This is a genomic window from Cognatiyoonia sp. IB215446 (assembly GCF_033963825.1).
In the GTDB taxonomy this organism is placed as follows: Bacteria; Pseudomonadota; Alphaproteobacteria; order Rhodobacterales; family Rhodobacteraceae; genus Yoonia.
Genome location: NZ_JAXBMD010000002.1, coordinates 1,168,892 through 1,184,724, shown reverse-complemented (window position 1 = coordinate 1,184,724; position 15,833 = coordinate 1,168,892). Strand labels below are relative to the sequence as shown.

Sequence of the window (15,833 nt, the reverse complement as noted above, 5' to 3'; positions counted from 1 at the left end):
GGCCACATCATTCCGCGTACCACCAGACATCCGGCTGCCAGCCCGGCCAGTCCCCGAAAATCGGAATGTAATCAGGGTATTGCAGCTCCTTGGCATGGGCGACGCGGCTGATATTCCACTGATAAATCGGGATGACATAGCGGCCCGTTGTCAGGATTCTGTCGAGCGCTTTGACAGACGCCACAAAGTCATCCTGGCTTTCGGACGTCAGAAGCTGCCCAATCATCGCGTCCACGGCAGGTGACTTGACGCCCATCAGGTTGCGCCCGCCAATCTGGTCGGCATTTTCCGACCCGTAATACCCGTACTGCTCGTTCCCGGGCGACAGCGACACGCCACGACGGTAGTAGGTCATGTCGAAATCGTAGGCATCGGTGCGTTCCTTGAACTGGGCGCTGTCGGCGACGCTCACCAGTGGAGTCACGCCAATCCGTGCGAGCGATTCCACGAACATGTCGATGATCGCCTGATTTTCGGAGCTTCCTTGCGGCAGCAGGATCTCGAACGTGAAAGCGGTCCCATTGGCGTCGCGCATCACGCCATCCTGCACAGTCCACCCGGCGGCCTCCATCTGTTCAAGTGCTGCAGCGGTGCCGGCGCGGTTTCGCTCGGACCCGTCAGCGACCGGCAGGCTGTAGCCCTCAAGCGCACCGGGCAGCAGATCGGCCGTGAAGGGTTCCAGAAACTCCCGCACGCGGCCCTCTGCCGGGCCGTTGGACATGCCAAGGGGCGAGTTTGACCAGTAGGAGGTGATGCGCGGCTGCGCGCTGCCGGTCATTGCCTCATTGATGAATTCGAAGTTGAAGACATGCATCATCGCGTCACGCACGCGCCAATCGCTGAACTGATCACGGCGGGTGTTCATCACAAACCCGGTCATTCCAGAGGGGCGCTCATGCGGCAGGATCGACAGGACTACATCGCCGTCCTGCACGGCGGGGAAGTTGTACTGGCTTTCCCAGCGGGCCACGTTGAATTCGCGGTTGGAATTCACTTCGCCGACCTTGAAGGCCTCAAACGCGGCCGTTTCATCGCCGAAGAACTCAAGGCGGACTTCGTCGATGTTATGCGTCCCGCGCCGGAACGGCACATCCTCGCCCCAATAGTCGGGGTTGCGGCGCAGGGAGACAAAGCGCCCGGGCTCAAAATCCTCGATCACGTAAGGGGCAGAGGTGATGGGCACGATCTCGGTCGTGCTTTCGGCGAAATCCACGCCGTCCCACTGTGCTTTTTTCAGGATCGGGCGCATTCCCGCGAGCAGTGCTAGTTCGCGGTCTGCGGTGTTGAAGGTAAAGCGCACCGTGCGCTCACCCACCTGTTCCAGGCTTTCGATTTTCGACCAGAAACCAAGGTAGCGTGGATGCCCGACGGTGCCCAAAGTCTCGTATGACCACATCACATCCTCGACCGTCACAGGGCTGCCATCCGAGAAGGCGGCACCCTCGCGTAGTGTGAATTCCACCCATTGGCGGTTAGGGCCGGTTTCGACCGATTCGGCCAAAACACCATAGAGCGAAAAGGGTTCGTCCAGTGACCGGCCCATGAAGCTTTCGCCGAGGAAAAAACGGAGCTGCCATGGCACCGAGCCTTTGCGGATGAAAGGGTTCAGACTGTCAAAGCTGCCAACCTCAGCCGTGACGATCTGCCCGCCTGTTGGCGCATCCGGGTTGGCATAGGGCAGAGACACAAAATCCGGTGGAAGGGCGGGGTCGCCATACATAGCTATGCCATGCTGTGGTTCTGCTACCGTGATCTTACCTGCCATGCCAATCGCAACGGCCAATGCGGCCCTGCGCGCGATTTTGCCGAAATTCATGCCCATTTTTTGGCGCCCCCATTGTTTGTTAATTGGTTAACACCGGATCGTAGTGAGGGATTTCAACCTTTTCAAACTTTTAGCTTGGACGCGCGCAAGTGATTGCTTATAAAGATGTCACTGCTCGATAGGTTTCTTGCCTGTATGAAACCTGCCTCAATAACTTTACGCCCGCCTTGTGCGGGCGTTTTTTTATTGCGCATCGGGCTTCCGGGTGGCGTTCGCATCTGCAGCATATAGACTGAGTCGCGAGTGTGCAGAATCGGAGCCAAATCATGTCGCTTGCAGGAAAAACCGCCGTCATCACCGGATCAAATTCAGGCATTGGCCTTGGTGTAGCCAAAGAAATGGCGAAGGCGGGGGCGGATGTCGTCCTGAACTCGTTTACCGACCGCGAAGAAGACCACGCACTGGCGGCTGAAATCGCGCAGGAGACGGGCGTTAGCGCAAAATATGTGCAGGCGGATATGTCGAAGGCCGAGGATTGTCGGCAGCTGATCGTCGATGCGGGTGGTTGCGATATCCTGATCAACAATGCCGGTGTCCAGCATGTGTCCCCGATCCAGGATTTTCCGACCGAAAAGTGGGACGCGATCATTGCGATCAACCTGACGTCGGCCTTTCACACGATTGCCGCTGCAGTGACGGGCATGCGTGAGAAGGGCTACGGCCGGATCATCAATATCGCCTCGGCCCATGGCCTAACTGCGTCGCCCTACAAATCGGCTTATGTGGCTGCAAAGCATGGGATTGTGGGGCTGACCAAGACAATCGGTCTGGAAACGGCGCAAGAGCCGATCACCTGCAACGCGATCTGCCCGGGTTACGTGCTGACCCCGTTGGTTGAGGCGCAGATCCCTGACACGATGAAAGAATACAACATGTCGCGTGAGGATGTGATCAAGAACGTGATGTTGGAGCGCCAGCCCTCAAAGGAGTTTGCGACTGTCGAGCAATTGGGTGGTACGGCGGTTTATCTTTGTTCTGATGCCGCCGCACAGGTGACCGGGACGACAATCAGCGTTGACGGGGGTTGGACCGCGCTCTGATCGCAAAAGGGGCTGACGATGATGAAAAAGATCAATCTCGCCTTGCAAGGTGGCGGCGCGCACGGGGCGTTTACCTGGGGCGTTCTCTGTCGGCTTCTTCATGAAGAAGACATCGAAATCACAGCTATTTCAGGCACTTCGGCGGGGGCGTTAAACGCTGCAGCGCTGAAATCCGGCTGGGTCGCGAATGGCCGCGAGGGCGCGCTGGAAAACCTCGAATGGCTTTGGGCGCAGGTTGGGGCCATCACAGATGAGCGGTTGTCCGAATGGGTGTCATCACTCGCGCCCACAGCCCATGTTTGGGCGCAGGCGATGAAGTATTCGCCCGCCTATAATGTCTTTGACATGACGTCGCGGATGTTTTCGCCTTATGTCTACGGCCCCACGATGCGTAATCCGCTGGAGCGGATTGTGTCGGAGTTTCATTATGACGCGGTTTGCGCAAACTACGGACCCCGTCTGAATATCTGTGCGACCAATGTGCGCAGCGGCAAGATCCGGGTCTTTAGCGGGGATGAGATTTCGCCAGATGTGATTCTCGCTTCGGCCTGTCTGCCGAGCCTTTTTCAGGCGGTGGAGTTCACGGACCCGAAAACGGGACAGACGGAGGCGTTCTGGGACGGTGGATATACCGGAAACCCGGCACTTTTCCCTTTGTTTCACAATGATTTACCGGACGACATTCTGATTGTAAATATCAACCCGCTGCACCGTGATGAGCTGCCGACGGACAGCCAATCGATCCAGAACCGGATCAATGAGATCAGCTTTAACTCATCGCTGTTCCGCGAATTGCGGGCGATTGAGTTTGTGAAGCGCTTGCTGAGCGACGGATCGATCAAGCGCGGGACGATGAAGGATGTGCTCGTCCATATGATCGCCGATGATGGTCTGATGAATGAATTGAACGTGGCGACCAAGACGATCCCCAATGCGGTTGTGCTCGCCCGGCTGAAAGAGGCGGGAGAGGCGGCAGCGGATGCTTTCCTGAAGTCTCACAAGAAAGACATCGGCAAGCGCAGTTCCGTCAACCTGACAGAGATGTTCAACTAGGTGCTACTCTGCCGCCGTGGGCAGTGCCTCGACCTCTTTGCCATTCCCGTTGGGATAGACGAGCCCGGCAGAGATGACGAGTTTCGCCGCATCCTCGACACTCATATCAAGCGGTTTGATATCGCGTAGCGGTAGGAACAATAGAAAGCCGGATGTTGGGTTGGGTGTTGTTGGCAGAAACACGGTGACCACAGGCTCTCCATCGGACAGCTTTGCATCAATCTCACCCTTGGCATTGGTTGATATGAACGCAATCGCCCAGATCCCCTTGCGCGGATATTCGACAAGGCAAGCCGTATCGAACGACGTATCGCGCTGCGAAAAGACGGTTTCGGCGATCTGTTTGGCTGCGTTATAAACCGACCGGACAACGGGCGTGCGATCCACCAGACGCTCCCCGATACCAAGAAATGACCGCCCAATGATGCCTTTGCCGATCCAGCCCACGATAATGGTGAATAGAAGGAAGATGACAACACCGACGCCGCGCACATTGACGGTGATACGATCTTCGCCCTCTAGCCCCAGGATACGATTGACCAATTCACCGGGTTGATAGGCATCCGGCACAAAGGGCCAGACCCAGCTATCTACCCAGCCTACAACTGTCCAGATCAGCCAGAGTGTCAGGCCAATTGGCGCAACGATGATGACACCTGCAATGAAATTCCCGCGCAGTCGCGCCAGAATACCTGGCCGCGCGCGGCGTTTGATCTCGTCTTGGCTTGGATTACTCATACGTTCTTCGGCCCTGATTGTTAACGCACATCTAGGCGCTGCACCTTGCGGTCACAAGCGTAAGCGTCAGTGCGTCACAGCGATTTGCATAAGGCGATGGCGATTTGTGCAGCAAGCCGCGCATTGTTGCGCACAAGGGCGATATTCGCCTTCAGCGACCGACCTTCGGTGAGGTCAAAGATACGACCCAACAGGAACGGCGTGACTTCCTTCGCTGTTATCTCTTGCGCCTCTGCCTCGCCAAGGGCCTGGTCGATGATCGGAGCAAGCGTTGCCATCGGGATCTCGTCGGCAACGGGAATCGGGTTTGTCACCAACTGTCCACCTTTGAGGCCCATGGCTGCACGCATCTGATGCGCTTTGGCGATGTCCGTTGCGTGATCCATGCGCAGCGGCGCGGCCATGTCTGATTTTGCGGACCAAAATGCCGGGAGAACGTCCTGCCCGTAAGTGATGACGGGCACGCCGAGCGTTTCGAGCACTTCAAAGGTTTTGGGCAGATCGAGAATCGCCTTCGCCCCTGCAGCCACCACCGTCACGGGCGTTTGTGCCAGTTCCCGCAGGTCGGCTGAGATATCAAAGCTTTGTTCCGCCCCGCGATGCACCCCGCCAATGCCCCCGGTGGCAAAAACCGCGATGCCTGCCAGATGCGCTGAAATCATCGTGGCGGCCACAGTTGTTGCCCCGGTGCCGCCGGTTGCAATGCAGGCCGCGAGATCGGCGCGCGAGAGTTTGGCCACATCCTGTGCCTGTCCAAGGGCGTCTAGCTCTGACGCTTCCAACCCCACATGCAATTGGCCCGCGATGACGGCGATAGTGGCCGGTGTTGCACCTGCCGCACGAATATCGGCCTCAACCAGCCGCGCGGTTTCGACATTTTGCGGAAAGGGCATGCCGTGGGTGATGATCGTGCTTTCGAGTGCGACAATCGGTGCGCCCGTGTCTCGCGCCGCGGCGACCTCTGCACTAAAGGTGATGGGGATCATAAAGGGTTCTCTCCGGAGACGTAGGTTGCGGCGGCGTCAAGCGCCCGGGTGAGTGCGGCCGCACGGTCCATCTCTTGGGCTTCCGAGGCGATATGGGCGGCCATGAAGGTGTCGCCCGCGCCAGTCACGCGGGTGACCATGACGGCAGGTGGGGTTTGCGTGATGATGTCGCCTTCGGTGCCTTCGGCGGCAGCATTGCCACCATCGGTGACCAGAACGCGATAGGCCCCGCGCGCGATCAGGCCTGCCGCGCCGCTTGTGGCGTCATTGAAGGTTGTCTGGCATAGCAGCCCCGCCTCTTCGAGATTCACGTAAAGCGTGGCGGAGGGGTGGTTGATCAGTGCAAGCAAGCGTTCCGCCTTGCCCGGAGAGGCTGGAGCGACCCGCAGGTCTGCGGCGGCGAAGAGGGGGGAGGTCGCGATTGTCTGCAAGAGTTCCTCGGTCAGGTTACCGTCAAGCGCCACGGGGCCGGCAAAAGGTTGCTCCACACAGCCAAGCGCGCCGTTTTCGAGTGCGCGGAGGATTTTTGCGCCTGCCGCCTCCAGTGAGTGGGCATCGGCAATCGCGGCGATCAGGCCATTTGCGCCCTCGACCGCCATGTAGACATCCGTCGGCAGGTCTTCGGAGCGGTAGACGTGATCGCAGATCATGCCCATACGCTTGGCTTCGGCAATCAGCTCATTGCCCTCGGCGTCCTTACCAATGGCGCTGAGCAGGGCAGGGGTCATGCCGAAACGGCGCAAGGTCATCGCGATATTCATCGCCACACCGCCCGGCAGCCGCGTGATACGTCCCGGCACGTCCGACCCCACACGCATATGACTCGCCGACCGCCCGATCACATCCCAAAGGACCGAGCCGATGCAGAGTATATCAGGCGTCTTTGTCATGACCGCCTTGTGCTGCAGCCGCAGCCTAGGTGCAAGCTACTCCGGCACGGCAAATGTCAGATTGGCCCAAAGCGTTTGCCAGACTGCGCCCGTCCGTTCAGCCACGTCCGTGCTTGGCGCGCGCAGAACGACCGCGTCCACCATATAAGCGTGGCCCGGCATTACCGGAAAAGTGGCAACGCCATTTGCATCGGTGCGGTAGAGCGTGATGTCGACAGCGCCGCCAGGAGCCCTCGCAAACACCTCAACCTGTTCGTTGGCGCGGACGTCATTGAGATAATGAAGCTGGACCCTAAACCCATCTGACAGATCGTCCGTGTAGGGGTTTGTGAGTGCCACGATCTCGGTCTCAAGCCCAACGCGGCGGTCAGCACCCGCGCCATCTCCGACGCCGATCAGGGATTTGGAGTAGCGCGAGTAGACTTCCGTAAAATCCGTGATCGGTAAGTCGCGCGCATCGTGTTGTTCGCGGACATTGCCCAAATCCTTGTGGTCGACAAACCGTTGAAACTTCCGCCAGTTTTCGTAATCCACCGTTGCGTTGCGGGCCTGGTATGCGACGACATGCAGACCATCCGTCAACGGATCTTGATTAAGCGCAGGAATATCACCGCGCCGACCTTGCACGCGGGCCCCATCCGCGCCAGCGAAGAGGACGAAATTGACGAAATTACCCGGCAGATAAGGAATGGTGACACCCCTAAACTCTTCGCCATTGACAAGATCAGCCTCAAGTTTACCGTCCGCGGGAATCTGGTAGGCCTTGGGCTCAATCCAGAATTCATGGGCCATCAGGGGCTGGCAGATCAGACATAAGATGAATGCAAGAACGCGCATGAGTACTCCCTATTTTGATCGGATCAGAGTGGCCTTCCTTCGCCTGTTGTCAAGCGTGATGGCGATCTGGATCACGACGCTGTCAGCGGCACAGGCGCATGAGGTCCTGCCATCCATCGCGGATATGCGTGTGGTGGGTGACCGTGTGGTTTTCGAGGTGCGCGCGAATGTCGAGAGCTTTGTTGCAGGGGTGGATCTGGCCGAAGCCGCAAACACCAATGACGCTGCCCAGGCCGAAATGTATGATGCCTTGCGCGCTTTGGAGCCGGGTGAGTTGCAAGCCAAGTTTGAGGCGTTTTGGCCGGAAATGGCCGAACGGATCACATTGTCTGCGGATGGGATCACCCTCTTGCCGGTGCTTGACCGCATCATCGTCGAACCGGTCGGGAATGTGGAGCTTGTGCGCAGTTCCGTGCTTCAGTTCAGTGCCGAATTACCGGACGGTGCGATCAGTGTGCAGATGGGCTGGGCTCCGGAATTTGGTGTTCTCGTGTTGCGTCAGATGGATGTGCCTGCGCCTTATGACGGCTATCTGGTGCCCGGTGCTATCTCTGACCCAATCCTCCTGGCGGGCAGTGGTCAGACGAGCGGGTGGGGCACTTTTGTGGACTACATCCCGGTTGGATTTGACCACATCCTGCCCAAAGGCCTTGATCACGTTCTGTTTGTGCTGGGGCTGTTCTTTCTGTCGACGCAACTGCGTCCGCTGGTGATCCAGATCTCGCTCTTCACGCTGGCGCATACGATCACGCTGGCACTTGCCGCATTGGGCTATGTCAATGTCCCGGCCAACATCGTCGAGCCACTGATCGCCGCGTCAATCGTATTTGTCGCGGTCGAGAATATCTGGGCGAAGGGGATCAGCCGCTGGCGGCCTTATATCATCTTTGCATTCGGCCTGCTGCATGGCCTTGGCTTTGCATCCGTCCTGCAGGAATTCGGCCTGCCGGGGCCAACTTTTGTCGCGGCACTCATTGGCTTCAACATTGGTGTCGAGATCGGCCAGCTTGCCGTCATCGCGATCATGTTCCTGTGTGTCTGGCAGGCCTTGCGGATCGATGAAGGTGAGAATGAAGTCAATCAGGGCTTTGCGCTTTACGCGGTGCTTCTGGTGATTGCAATTGCACTGGCCGTTCTGAACCCAACTGGCTTGCAGGCCGCGCTGGAAGGGCCGGTCTGGCTTTTTGCGGTGCCGCTTGCGCTGATCTTCGCGCTTTCCATCATGTCGATCCAATTCCGCGATCAGGTCGATGCCTATCGCCGGTTCGTGGCCATTCCCTGTTCGCTGGCCATCGCCTTTATAGGGGCCTATTGGGTTATTGAGCGGGTTTTCCTTTAACCCCCTTGCCAGCGGACCAAACCCCCGCTATAGCGCGCGCACTTAATCCCGCAGGCGGGGGCGGGCCCAATGGGGAGACATCCCAAAGGGTCCACCGGTTGGCAAAACGCTGATCCCCCGCTGAGGCTTGAAACCGGAAAAGGAAAACGGACATGGCTCTTCCCGAGTTCACCATGCGTCAGTTGTTGGAAGCTGGCGTTCATTTTGGTCACCAGACCGCCCGCTGGAACCCCAAGATGTCGCAATACATCTACGGTTCGCGCAACGGCATCCACATCATGGACCTGACACAGACTGTGCCCCTGCTTGATCAGGCGCTGCAGGTCATTCGCGACACTGTTGCCAAAGGCGGTCGCGTGCTCTTTGTCGGCACCAAGCGTCAGGCGTCAAAGCCGATCATGGAAGCGGCAGAGAAATCCGCGCAGTTCTACATGAACCACCGCTGGCTGGGCGGCACGCTGACCAACTGGCAGACTGTTTCGCAGTCGATCAACCGCCTGAAGGCCATTGACGAAGCGGCTGAGACAGGCTTTGGCGGTCTTACCAAGAAAGAACGTCTTGGCATGGAGCGTGAGCAGGGCAAATTGCAAGCCTCGCTGGGTGGTATCCGCGAGATGGGTGGCGTGCCTGATCTTTTGTTCGTCATCGACGTGAACAAGGAAGACCTCGCCATCGCAGAAGCCAAAAAGCTGGGCATTCCTGTTGTCGCCGTGGTTGACACCAATTGCTCGCCCGAAGGTGTGGATTACATCATCCCCGGCAATGACGACGCGGCCCGCGCGATTGCGCTTTACACAGACCTGGCAGCCCGCGCGGCGCTGGACGGTATGACCGCACAACTGGGTGCGGCTGGCGTCGATATGGGTGCGATGGAAGAACTGGCCGAGGAAGTGATCGCCGAAGAGGCACCTGCCGCGCCAGAAGCCGAAGAAGCGACCGCTTCTTAAGCGCTGTCACAAAACAGTCGGGTGGGCGCGTTACGCCCCACCCGCTACAAGACGAAATTCCGCTTCAAGGAGAAGTAAAATGGCAATCACCGCTGCATTGGTGAAAGAGCTGCGCGACAGCACAGGCGCAGGCATGATGGATGCCAAAAAGGCATTGACCGAAAGCAATGGCGATATGGAAGCGGCCGTGGACTGGTTGCGGACAAAGGGCCTTGCGAAAGCGGCCAAGAAATCGGGCCGCACGGCTGCTGAAGGTCTGGTCGCTGTTGCTGTTGACGGCGGCAAGGGTGTCGCTGTTGAGGTGAACTCTGAAACCGACTTTGTTGCCAAGAATGCTGATTTCCAAAAGATGGTCTCCGGCATTGCGCAGACGGCGCTGGGTGTTGGCGATGTCGATGCGCTCAAAGCGGCTGACATGGGTGGCAAAACGGTTGAGCAGACTGTGACCGATGCCGTTGCCGTGATCGGGGAAAACATGTCGGTCCGCCGGATGGCTGGGATCGAAGGCGACAGCGTGGTGAACTACGTCCACAACGCTGCTGCCGATGGCATGGGCAATATCGGCGTGCTGGTGGCAATGAAGGGCGACAATGCCGGTTTTGGCCGTCAGGTTGCGATGCATATCGCCGCGGCCAACCCTGCGTCGCTGTCCGAAGCGGATCTCGACCCAGCGGTTGTCGAAAAAGAAAAGCAGGTCCAAATGGACATTGCACGTGAAAGCGGCAAGCCCGAAGCGGTCATCGAAAAGATGATCATCGGTCGAATGAAGAAATATATGGCCGAAGTGACGCTCTTGAATCAGCAATTCGTCGTGAACCCTGATCTGACCGTTGCCAAGGCCGCCGAAGAGGCAGGCGTCGAGATCACCGGTTACGTGCGTCTGGCCGTGGGTGAAGGCATCGAAAAGGTCGAAGAAGACTTCGCCGCAGAGGTCGCCAAACTGGGCGGCTGATCGCCCGCCACATGATCAAAAGTCAAAGGCCGCCGTCGGGACAGACAGGCGGCCTTTTTCTTGAGGAGAAGCGACACCATGCCCGGAAGACTGCATGGTGCCGCGATGCCAAATATGCCGCCCCAATTTCGGGACGAGGGCACGGCATATGGACATGGTGCTGACACCTCAAGTCAAACCCAAAGTGCCAGCGTCCGGTTACCCGGTGCGCCATCAGAGCCTTGTAATCGCAAGGATTAATGAGCGCTGTTCCCAGGCCTAAGGCCACCACTCACGGAACATGTGCAAAGTGCCATTTAACCCTACGTTAAGAAAGTCAGGGAAACCTGACCTTCGCGCAACCATGTGATTTTTGCCGTAAGGTCAAAGGTAACAAGATTGCGTCAAAGGTCGGCATCCACCACGAACATCTGGTTGTAAAACGCTGCTTTCAGCACCGCCTGCGCGGTGGTTTCGACATCCAAAGCCTCGCGTGCCAGACGCAGGTGTTTCTCCACCGTTGCGGGGGTCAGCTCCAACAGAACGGCGATGTCCTGTGTCGTCTTGCCGTCACCGACCCATTGCAGGACTTCGCGCTGGCGCTTGGTCAGATGCCGCTCACCGGAATAGGGCAGGGTAAGCAGTTTCAGATGCATCACGTTGTTCATCACGATGATCGCGTCACCGTGCTTGGCCCATGTCTGCTCAACCTGATCCTGGGTCACGCCCGCACGTGCTGTCAGCGCAATCGCGCCCTTCGTCCGCTCTGAGATCGAGCGAAAGCTGATCGTATAGCCCGCGGTGACGTCCATCTCGCGATTGAAATCCATCACCCGCTTTTCGCTTTGTGTCAGATTATCGATGCGGTTCATGTCCATCATCCAGCGCCAGGAACAGGCGCCGTCATTGGCCAGTGCCCAGTTCAACATCGGTGCGTGGAAATAAAGACCTTCGTCAAAAAAGACCTTCATATATTCCTGGCTCTGCGTGGACAGAAGCACCCAATCTTGTGGATCGCCCAGCGAACTTGACGTGCGATAACGCGTGAAGCCATACATCAGGCGATCAAAGCCATACTGGCTCATCTGCTTGGTGTGTACGTCCCACAATTCCTCAACGCTGCGCGCGTTTGTCAGCCGATCAAGCTGTGTAATCAATTCGGTCATCAACCTTCCCCCAGATAGGTCAACAAGGCATCCATGGCCAATGGATAGCCGGCTGCCCCAAAACCGCAAATCTGCCCAATCGCAACAGGGGCGATATATGATTTATGGCGAAAGTCTTCGCGCGCGTGAATGTTGGACAGATGCAACTCAACCACCGGCACCATCGCCGAAGAAATCGCATCCATCAAGGCAATCGATGTGTGTGTGAAGGCGCCTGCGTTCAGGATAATGCCCGCATACTTGCCGCGTGCCGCATGGATGGCGTCGATCAGTGCACCTTCGTGATTGCTTTGTTCAAAGGCAAGCGTCACGCCAAGGGCTTCGGCACGTTTGACACACATCTCCTCAATGTCAGCCAGCGTTGTCGGGCCATAGACTTCCGGTTGGCGCGTGCCTAACAGGTTCAGGTTAGGCCCATTCAGGATCAGTATCGCATGTGTCATGCTGTCCCTCTAACATCTTTGACTATTTGATCAAAATGGAATTGTCGGCTCATTCCTTTGAGCGGGTCACCGCCAGTTCGCGTTCAAAAGGGTGCTGAAAAAGCTGCGCGCTGTTTCAGCGATAGATACTTGCGCGGCCGGTGTAATGATGGCTTCTTCGGCATCGAACCCGAGGTGACGGCAAAGCTCTGATGCGTCTTGTTGCGATCACAACTATGCGGAACGAAGCGCCCTTCATCCTTGAATGGCTGGCCTATCATCAAGAAATCGGCGTCACGGATTTCCTGATCTTCAGCAATGATTGTGATGATGGGACTGACCAGATGCTGGATCGGTTGACGGCTCTGGGCCACGTCCATCACGAGCGCAACCGCGCGGGGGGTAAGAAATCCGTCCAGTGGCGGGCGTTGAACAAGGCCAAGAACCACGCGGTCGTCAAAGCTGCGGAATGGATCTATGTCACGGATGTCGATGAGTTTCTGTGCATTCATGCCGGGGACGGGCGCATCGCTGACCTGATTGCCGCTTGCCCAAAGGCGGACGGCTTTGCCTTGCCCTGGCGGATGTTTGGCAATGCCGGTATCCGCGATTTTATGGATGCACCGATCCTGACGCAGTTTACCCAGGCCGCGCCGGACCGGTTGCTCTGGCCATGGCGCGCGGTGCAGTTTAAATCGCTTTACCGCGCGGATGCGCGTTATGACCGGCTGGGTGTGCATCGGCCCAAACTGACTGAAGATGCGGATTGGGGGCATTGGGTGGACGGCAATGGCCGTCGTCTGCCTGACATACCCGGCACGGTGCAGCTGACGACCGCGCCGCGCTATGGGCTGGCGCAGATTAACCATTATGCGCTGGGATCGATGGAGAGTTTTTTGGTCAAAGTGGCCCGTGGAAAACCCAACCACGAAAGCGATCCGATCGACTTGGCCTATTGGTCAGACCGCAACCTGAATAGTGTGGAAGACAGACGCATCCTGCGCCATCAAAAGGCGGTCGCGGCGCGTGTTGAGGCCCTGAAATCGGACCCCGAAATTGCGGAGTTGCATGAAGAAGGGGTGGCGTGGCGAAAGGCGCGGATCGCCGAACTGATGACCCATTCGGACAGCTTCTATCTTTTTTCGAGGCTTCAACAGATGCCGGACACGCGTGTCCTGCCCATGTCGCAGCAACGGGCACTACTACAGGGGCTGGGTGTCATGCGCACAGCAGAAAAGGCGCGCAGAGAAGAGTGCTAATGCGCCGTCTCGCCGGCCAGTTCGACGGTAAAAAACCAGTCTTCCTCGGGGTTTCGGGCGAGCACTTCATCCGGGATTACGTCTGGGCCGGAGAGAAAGACATTCGCGCCGAAATGGCTGTGCAGGCGCGACAAAGTTCGTAAGCGCTCAGCCGTCAAAGTCTCATAGAGTTGGGCGTAATCGGGCTGCTTCTTGAGTTCTTCGATGCGCCCGCGATGCCAGGCGACCGCCTCATGATGTGCCGCGGTAATGTCGGGGTCCGCCATCAGCCGCGCCAATTCCGCCTGCATCATCGGTAGGCGCTTCTGGATCGACTGATCCTCCTCGGCATTGTTGTTCATCCGAAACCAATAGGCGAGGCCCTGATCGCGATCCACGTGGTTCACGCGGCCACGGTCGCGCTTGACCAGAAAACTCTCGGCTGAGCGGACGGCATAGTGGTTCAGTTGGACGAGATCGTAACCATACGTCTCGGTCGTCGAACGCCAGCCGTTACGATACATGCCACGGGGCAGGGACCGACCCGACCCGTTGACCCAGTTGATCATCTCCCAAAGCTGCGGGTTGAGCCCCTTGGGCCGGTGCACGCCCAGCTTCTTAAAGATGCCGTTATTCTCAAACAGCGTCTTAAAGCCCCAGGCCTGATGCGGTTTTCGAGCAAGCTCTGGCGCGCAACGGGTGAATTGTTCGGTGACGGGTCTGTCTGCGTAGGCGTGCCGATCCGCATTGCCAAAAAGGCGCCACGTCATCGCGATCATGTTGGCATCGGGCACCGCATCAAAAAGCGCCCGCAGCGTGCCGTTGCCGGTCTTGATATTCACAAACTCATCGACATCGATGCAGATGACCCATTTCGCATCGCGGATCAGCGGCTCATCTTCGGCAGCCTGAAGGGCGGCATGCTGTGGTCTAAGGTCCATTTGCCGGTAGGGATTCTCGCGATGCTGCACCAGACCCTTTTGCATCAGCATTCGCAGCATCGTGTCGGTGCCGTCGCTGCAATCATTGGTGTAGACCAGAAAGTCGTCGAACCCGATGGCGCGATGATAAGCCAGCCATTCAAGGATGAACGGCCCTTCATTCTTCATCGTGGTCACAATTGCGCTGCGATCGTTTTGTACTTCCAATGGCGCGACTTCAGGCACGCGGACCGGGTCGTGTTTGAAGTAATCCTTTGCCTGCACCAAAAGGACGTCATCTTCGACTAGTGACGTCTTCGGCACGATCTTTGAGATACTGTCGGTCGGGTGGCGCAGCGCCATATGCCGATAGAAGCCTGTCCGTTGGGCACGATCAGGTACCGCATTGCCGACCCGCACCATGCGCCAGACAGCCGCTTCAGGAGCTTTGGCTGGTGCGATACACCAGCGCATGCGTCCACTGCGTGCATCAAATTGTACGCAGATATGATCGGCAAAGCGCGTAGGCTGGTTTGAACGCACACGCCAAGGGTAGCAATGGCGCCCGGACAGGGTGATCAAGCCGCCGTTGGCGGCAACGGCAAGATCAAAAACCGATGTCTCAGAGGCGGTGATCAGATCATGCACGTCGATATTGGCAACGGCCCGCGCTTGGGCCAGAAACCGCATCCGTGCGATCTCATACCAGGTTAGCGCGCCGAGCGGTGCGCTCCACGGATCGGGGGCAGGGACCTGCATGCGGTCCTTTCCTGGTGCTTCCGGGACGCAGAAAGGATGCGCCTCTGGCGGGAAGCCGGGCTTGCCAAGCGCTAGGTTGCTAGTGAACAGTACGACGGGAAGATCTGGCAGATCCCGTTTCAGATCTGCAGCGAAACTGGGATCGCTGCCGGGTGCCGCACGATCCAATAGGACCGCACCGGCAAGGTCGTGGTGCTCTGCGTGATAATGCAGCCACTCCAAAACGGTTGCCGCATCCTCGCCATTGCGTTCGGCCAAGATGGCGTTGCGGCCTTCAAAAAGCGGGAGTTCGGTTTCAGCGGCGGTTAAGGTAACGCTTTCGCCATCAATAAGAAAACGCGGCGGATCAGAGCCTTCCATTGCGAAAGTGAGAACGGGCGCGCCAACGACTGACCTAACATCCGTAGGTGTTGCGTTGATCGGAGCGATGAGACTGGGGTCCGTACCTGCATCGCAAAATAAAGTGACGTGTCGATCATCACCAACATGCTCAACCACGTCGATGATGCGCACCCGACCAATCTCTCGACCGGCGAGCCTGCGTTGGATCAGCTTGCCTGGCAATAGAGCCCCCTCGGCTTGCAAGTGGCGCTGAGACGCGTCTGCATCGATCCGACGGTCATCTTGCCTCCTTCGTCATTGGCACATACGGTTGCGCGAAGGCGGCCATATGATGCGTGTTTGTGCTTGCACGGGCAGTTTAAGTGGTCAAGACCGCGAATGCACATCGCGAAGGCATGCA

14 protein-coding genes are annotated in these 15,833 nt (G+C 57.9%); 6 read left to right on the top strand and 8 right to left on the bottom strand.

Features of this window, described 5'->3' with window-relative positions:
- Positions 1-7: 7 nt before the first annotated feature.
- Positions 8-1,822 (bottom strand): extracellular solute-binding protein, encoded by a 1,815-nt coding sequence (locus SLH49_RS13350; RefSeq protein WP_413785286.1) that lies wholly within the window; start codon positions 1,820-1,822, stop codon positions 8-10.
- Positions 1,823-2,091: 269 nt separating this feature from the next.
- Between SLH49_RS13350 and SLH49_RS13345 the strand changes: the two genes are divergently transcribed.
- On the top strand, positions 2,092-2,865 hold the full coding sequence (locus SLH49_RS13345) for a 3-hydroxybutyrate dehydrogenase (protein WP_320269624.1): 774 nt from the start codon (positions 2,092-2,094) through the stop codon (positions 2,863-2,865).
- Between the two features lie 21 nt (positions 2,866-2,886).
- Positions 2,887-3,918, top strand: a complete 1,032-nt coding sequence (locus SLH49_RS13340; RefSeq protein ID WP_320269803.1) for a patatin-like phospholipase family protein — start codon at positions 2,887-2,889, stop codon at positions 3,916-3,918.
- A gap of 3 nt (positions 3,919-3,921) precedes the next feature.
- Here SLH49_RS13340 and SLH49_RS13335 read toward each other — a convergent pair whose 3' ends face one another.
- The 4 genes from SLH49_RS13335 to SLH49_RS13320 all read right to left on the bottom strand — a co-directional run bounded on the left by SLH49_RS13335 (position 3,922) and on the right by SLH49_RS13320 (position 7,369).
- Positions 3,922-4,656 carry a DUF502 domain-containing protein gene (locus SLH49_RS13335; RefSeq protein WP_320269623.1) on the bottom strand — a complete coding sequence of 245 codons (735 nt, stop codon included), beginning with the start codon at positions 4,654-4,656 and terminating at the stop codon, positions 3,922-3,924.
- Between the two features lie 74 nt (positions 4,657-4,730).
- Positions 4,731-5,642 carry a pseudouridine-5'-phosphate glycosidase gene (locus SLH49_RS13330; RefSeq protein WP_320269622.1) on the bottom strand — a complete coding sequence of 304 codons (912 nt, stop codon included), beginning with the start codon at positions 5,640-5,642 and terminating at the stop codon, positions 4,731-4,733.
- The gene (locus tag SLH49_RS13325; RefSeq protein WP_320269621.1) at positions 5,639-6,532 is read right to left on the bottom strand and encodes a PfkB family carbohydrate kinase; all 894 of its coding nucleotides are present in this window, start codon (positions 6,530-6,532) and stop codon (positions 5,639-5,641) included. Before SLH49_RS13325 ends, SLH49_RS13330 begins: the two co-directional genes overlap by 4 nt.
- Before the next feature lie 36 nt (positions 6,533-6,568).
- On the bottom strand, positions 6,569-7,369 hold the full coding sequence (locus SLH49_RS13320; RefSeq protein ID WP_320269620.1) for a DUF4198 domain-containing protein: 801 nt from the start codon (positions 7,367-7,369) through the stop codon (positions 6,569-6,571).
- Between SLH49_RS13320 and SLH49_RS13315 the strand changes: the two genes are divergently transcribed.
- From SLH49_RS13315 to tsf, 3 genes are all read left to right on the top strand, one after another.
- Positions 7,368-8,708 carry a HupE/UreJ family protein gene (locus SLH49_RS13315; RefSeq protein ID WP_320269619.1) on the top strand — a complete coding sequence of 447 codons (1,341 nt, stop codon included), beginning with the start codon at positions 7,368-7,370 and terminating at the stop codon, positions 8,706-8,708. The genes SLH49_RS13320 and SLH49_RS13315 overlap by 2 nt on opposite strands.
- Before the next feature lie 152 nt (positions 8,709-8,860).
- Positions 8,861-9,655: a 30S ribosomal protein S2 gene (gene rpsB / locus SLH49_RS13310; RefSeq protein WP_320240338.1), complete on the top strand. Its 795-nt coding sequence runs from the start codon at positions 8,861-8,863 to the stop codon at positions 9,653-9,655.
- Positions 9,656-9,734: 79 nt separating this feature from the next.
- Positions 9,735-10,607, top strand: a complete 873-nt coding sequence (gene tsf / locus SLH49_RS13305) for a translation elongation factor Ts (protein ID WP_320269618.1) — start codon at positions 9,735-9,737, stop codon at positions 10,605-10,607.
- A gap of 383 nt (positions 10,608-10,990) precedes the next feature.
- Here the strand turns inward: tsf and SLH49_RS13300 are convergent, their stop codons facing one another.
- Positions 10,991-11,752 (bottom strand): LuxR family transcriptional regulator, encoded by a 762-nt coding sequence (locus SLH49_RS13300; protein WP_320269617.1) that lies wholly within the window; start codon positions 11,750-11,752, stop codon positions 10,991-10,993.
- Positions 11,752-12,195 (bottom strand): type II 3-dehydroquinate dehydratase, encoded by a 444-nt coding sequence (gene aroQ / locus SLH49_RS13295; RefSeq protein ID WP_320269616.1) that lies wholly within the window; start codon positions 12,193-12,195, stop codon positions 11,752-11,754. The genes SLH49_RS13300 and aroQ overlap by 1 nt, the downstream gene beginning before the upstream one ends.
- 191 nt (positions 12,196-12,386) lie before the next feature.
- Here aroQ and SLH49_RS13290 point away from each other — a divergent pair, with 191 nt between their 5' ends.
- A complete protein-coding gene (locus SLH49_RS13290; protein WP_320269615.1) occupies positions 12,387-13,433 on the top strand; it encodes a glycosyltransferase family 2 protein in 1,047 nt (348 codons plus the stop codon).
- On the opposite strand, the gene SLH49_RS13285 is transcribed toward SLH49_RS13290, so the two are convergent.
- Positions 13,430-15,655, bottom strand: a complete 2,226-nt coding sequence (locus SLH49_RS13285; RefSeq protein ID WP_320269614.1) for a glycosyltransferase family 2 protein — start codon at positions 15,653-15,655, stop codon at positions 13,430-13,432. The two genes, SLH49_RS13290 and SLH49_RS13285, sit on opposite strands and share 4 nt — an antisense overlap.
- Positions 15,656-15,833: the final 178 nt, after the last annotated feature.

Excerpts from the sequence above, each read along its gene's own strand:
- SLH49_RS13350 (WP_413785286.1), bottom strand. The coding sequence starts at position 1,822 with ATGGGCATGAATTTCGGCAAAATCGCGCGCAGGGCCGCATTGGCCGTT.
- SLH49_RS13345 (WP_320269624.1), top strand. The coding sequence starts at position 2,092 with ATGTCGCTTGCAGGAAAAACCGCCGTCATCACCGGATCAAATTCAGGC.
- SLH49_RS13340 (WP_320269803.1), top strand. The coding sequence starts at position 2,887 with ATGAAAAAGATCAATCTCGCCTTGCAAGGTGGCGGCGCGCACGGGGCG.
- SLH49_RS13335 (WP_320269623.1), bottom strand. The coding sequence starts at position 4,656 with ATGAGTAATCCAAGCCAAGACGAGATCAAACGCCGCGCGCGGCCAGGT.
- SLH49_RS13330 (WP_320269622.1), bottom strand. The coding sequence starts at position 5,642 with ATGATCCCCATCACCTTTAGTGCAGAGGTCGCCGCGGCGCGAGACACG.
- SLH49_RS13325 (WP_320269621.1), bottom strand. The coding sequence starts at position 6,532 with ATGACAAAGACGCCTGATATACTCTGCATCGGCTCGGTCCTTTGGGAT.
- SLH49_RS13315 (WP_320269619.1), top strand. The coding sequence starts at position 7,368 with ATGAGTACTCCCTATTTTGATCGGATCAGAGTGGCCTTCCTTCGCCTG.
- SLH49_RS13320 (WP_320269620.1), bottom strand. The coding sequence starts at position 7,369 with ATGCGCGTTCTTGCATTCATCTTATGTCTGATCTGCCAGCCCCTGATG.
- rpsB (WP_320240338.1), top strand. The coding sequence starts at position 8,861 with ATGGCTCTTCCCGAGTTCACCATGCGTCAGTTGTTGGAAGCTGGCGTT.
- tsf (WP_320269618.1), top strand. The coding sequence starts at position 9,735 with ATGGCAATCACCGCTGCATTGGTGAAAGAGCTGCGCGACAGCACAGGC.
- SLH49_RS13300 (WP_320269617.1), bottom strand. The coding sequence starts at position 11,752 with ATGACCGAATTGATTACACAGCTTGATCGGCTGACAAACGCGCGCAGC.
- aroQ (WP_320269616.1), bottom strand. The coding sequence starts at position 12,195 with ATGACACATGCGATACTGATCCTGAATGGGCCTAACCTGAACCTGTTA.
- SLH49_RS13290 (WP_320269615.1), top strand. The coding sequence starts at position 12,387 with ATGCGTCTTGTTGCGATCACAACTATGCGGAACGAAGCGCCCTTCATC.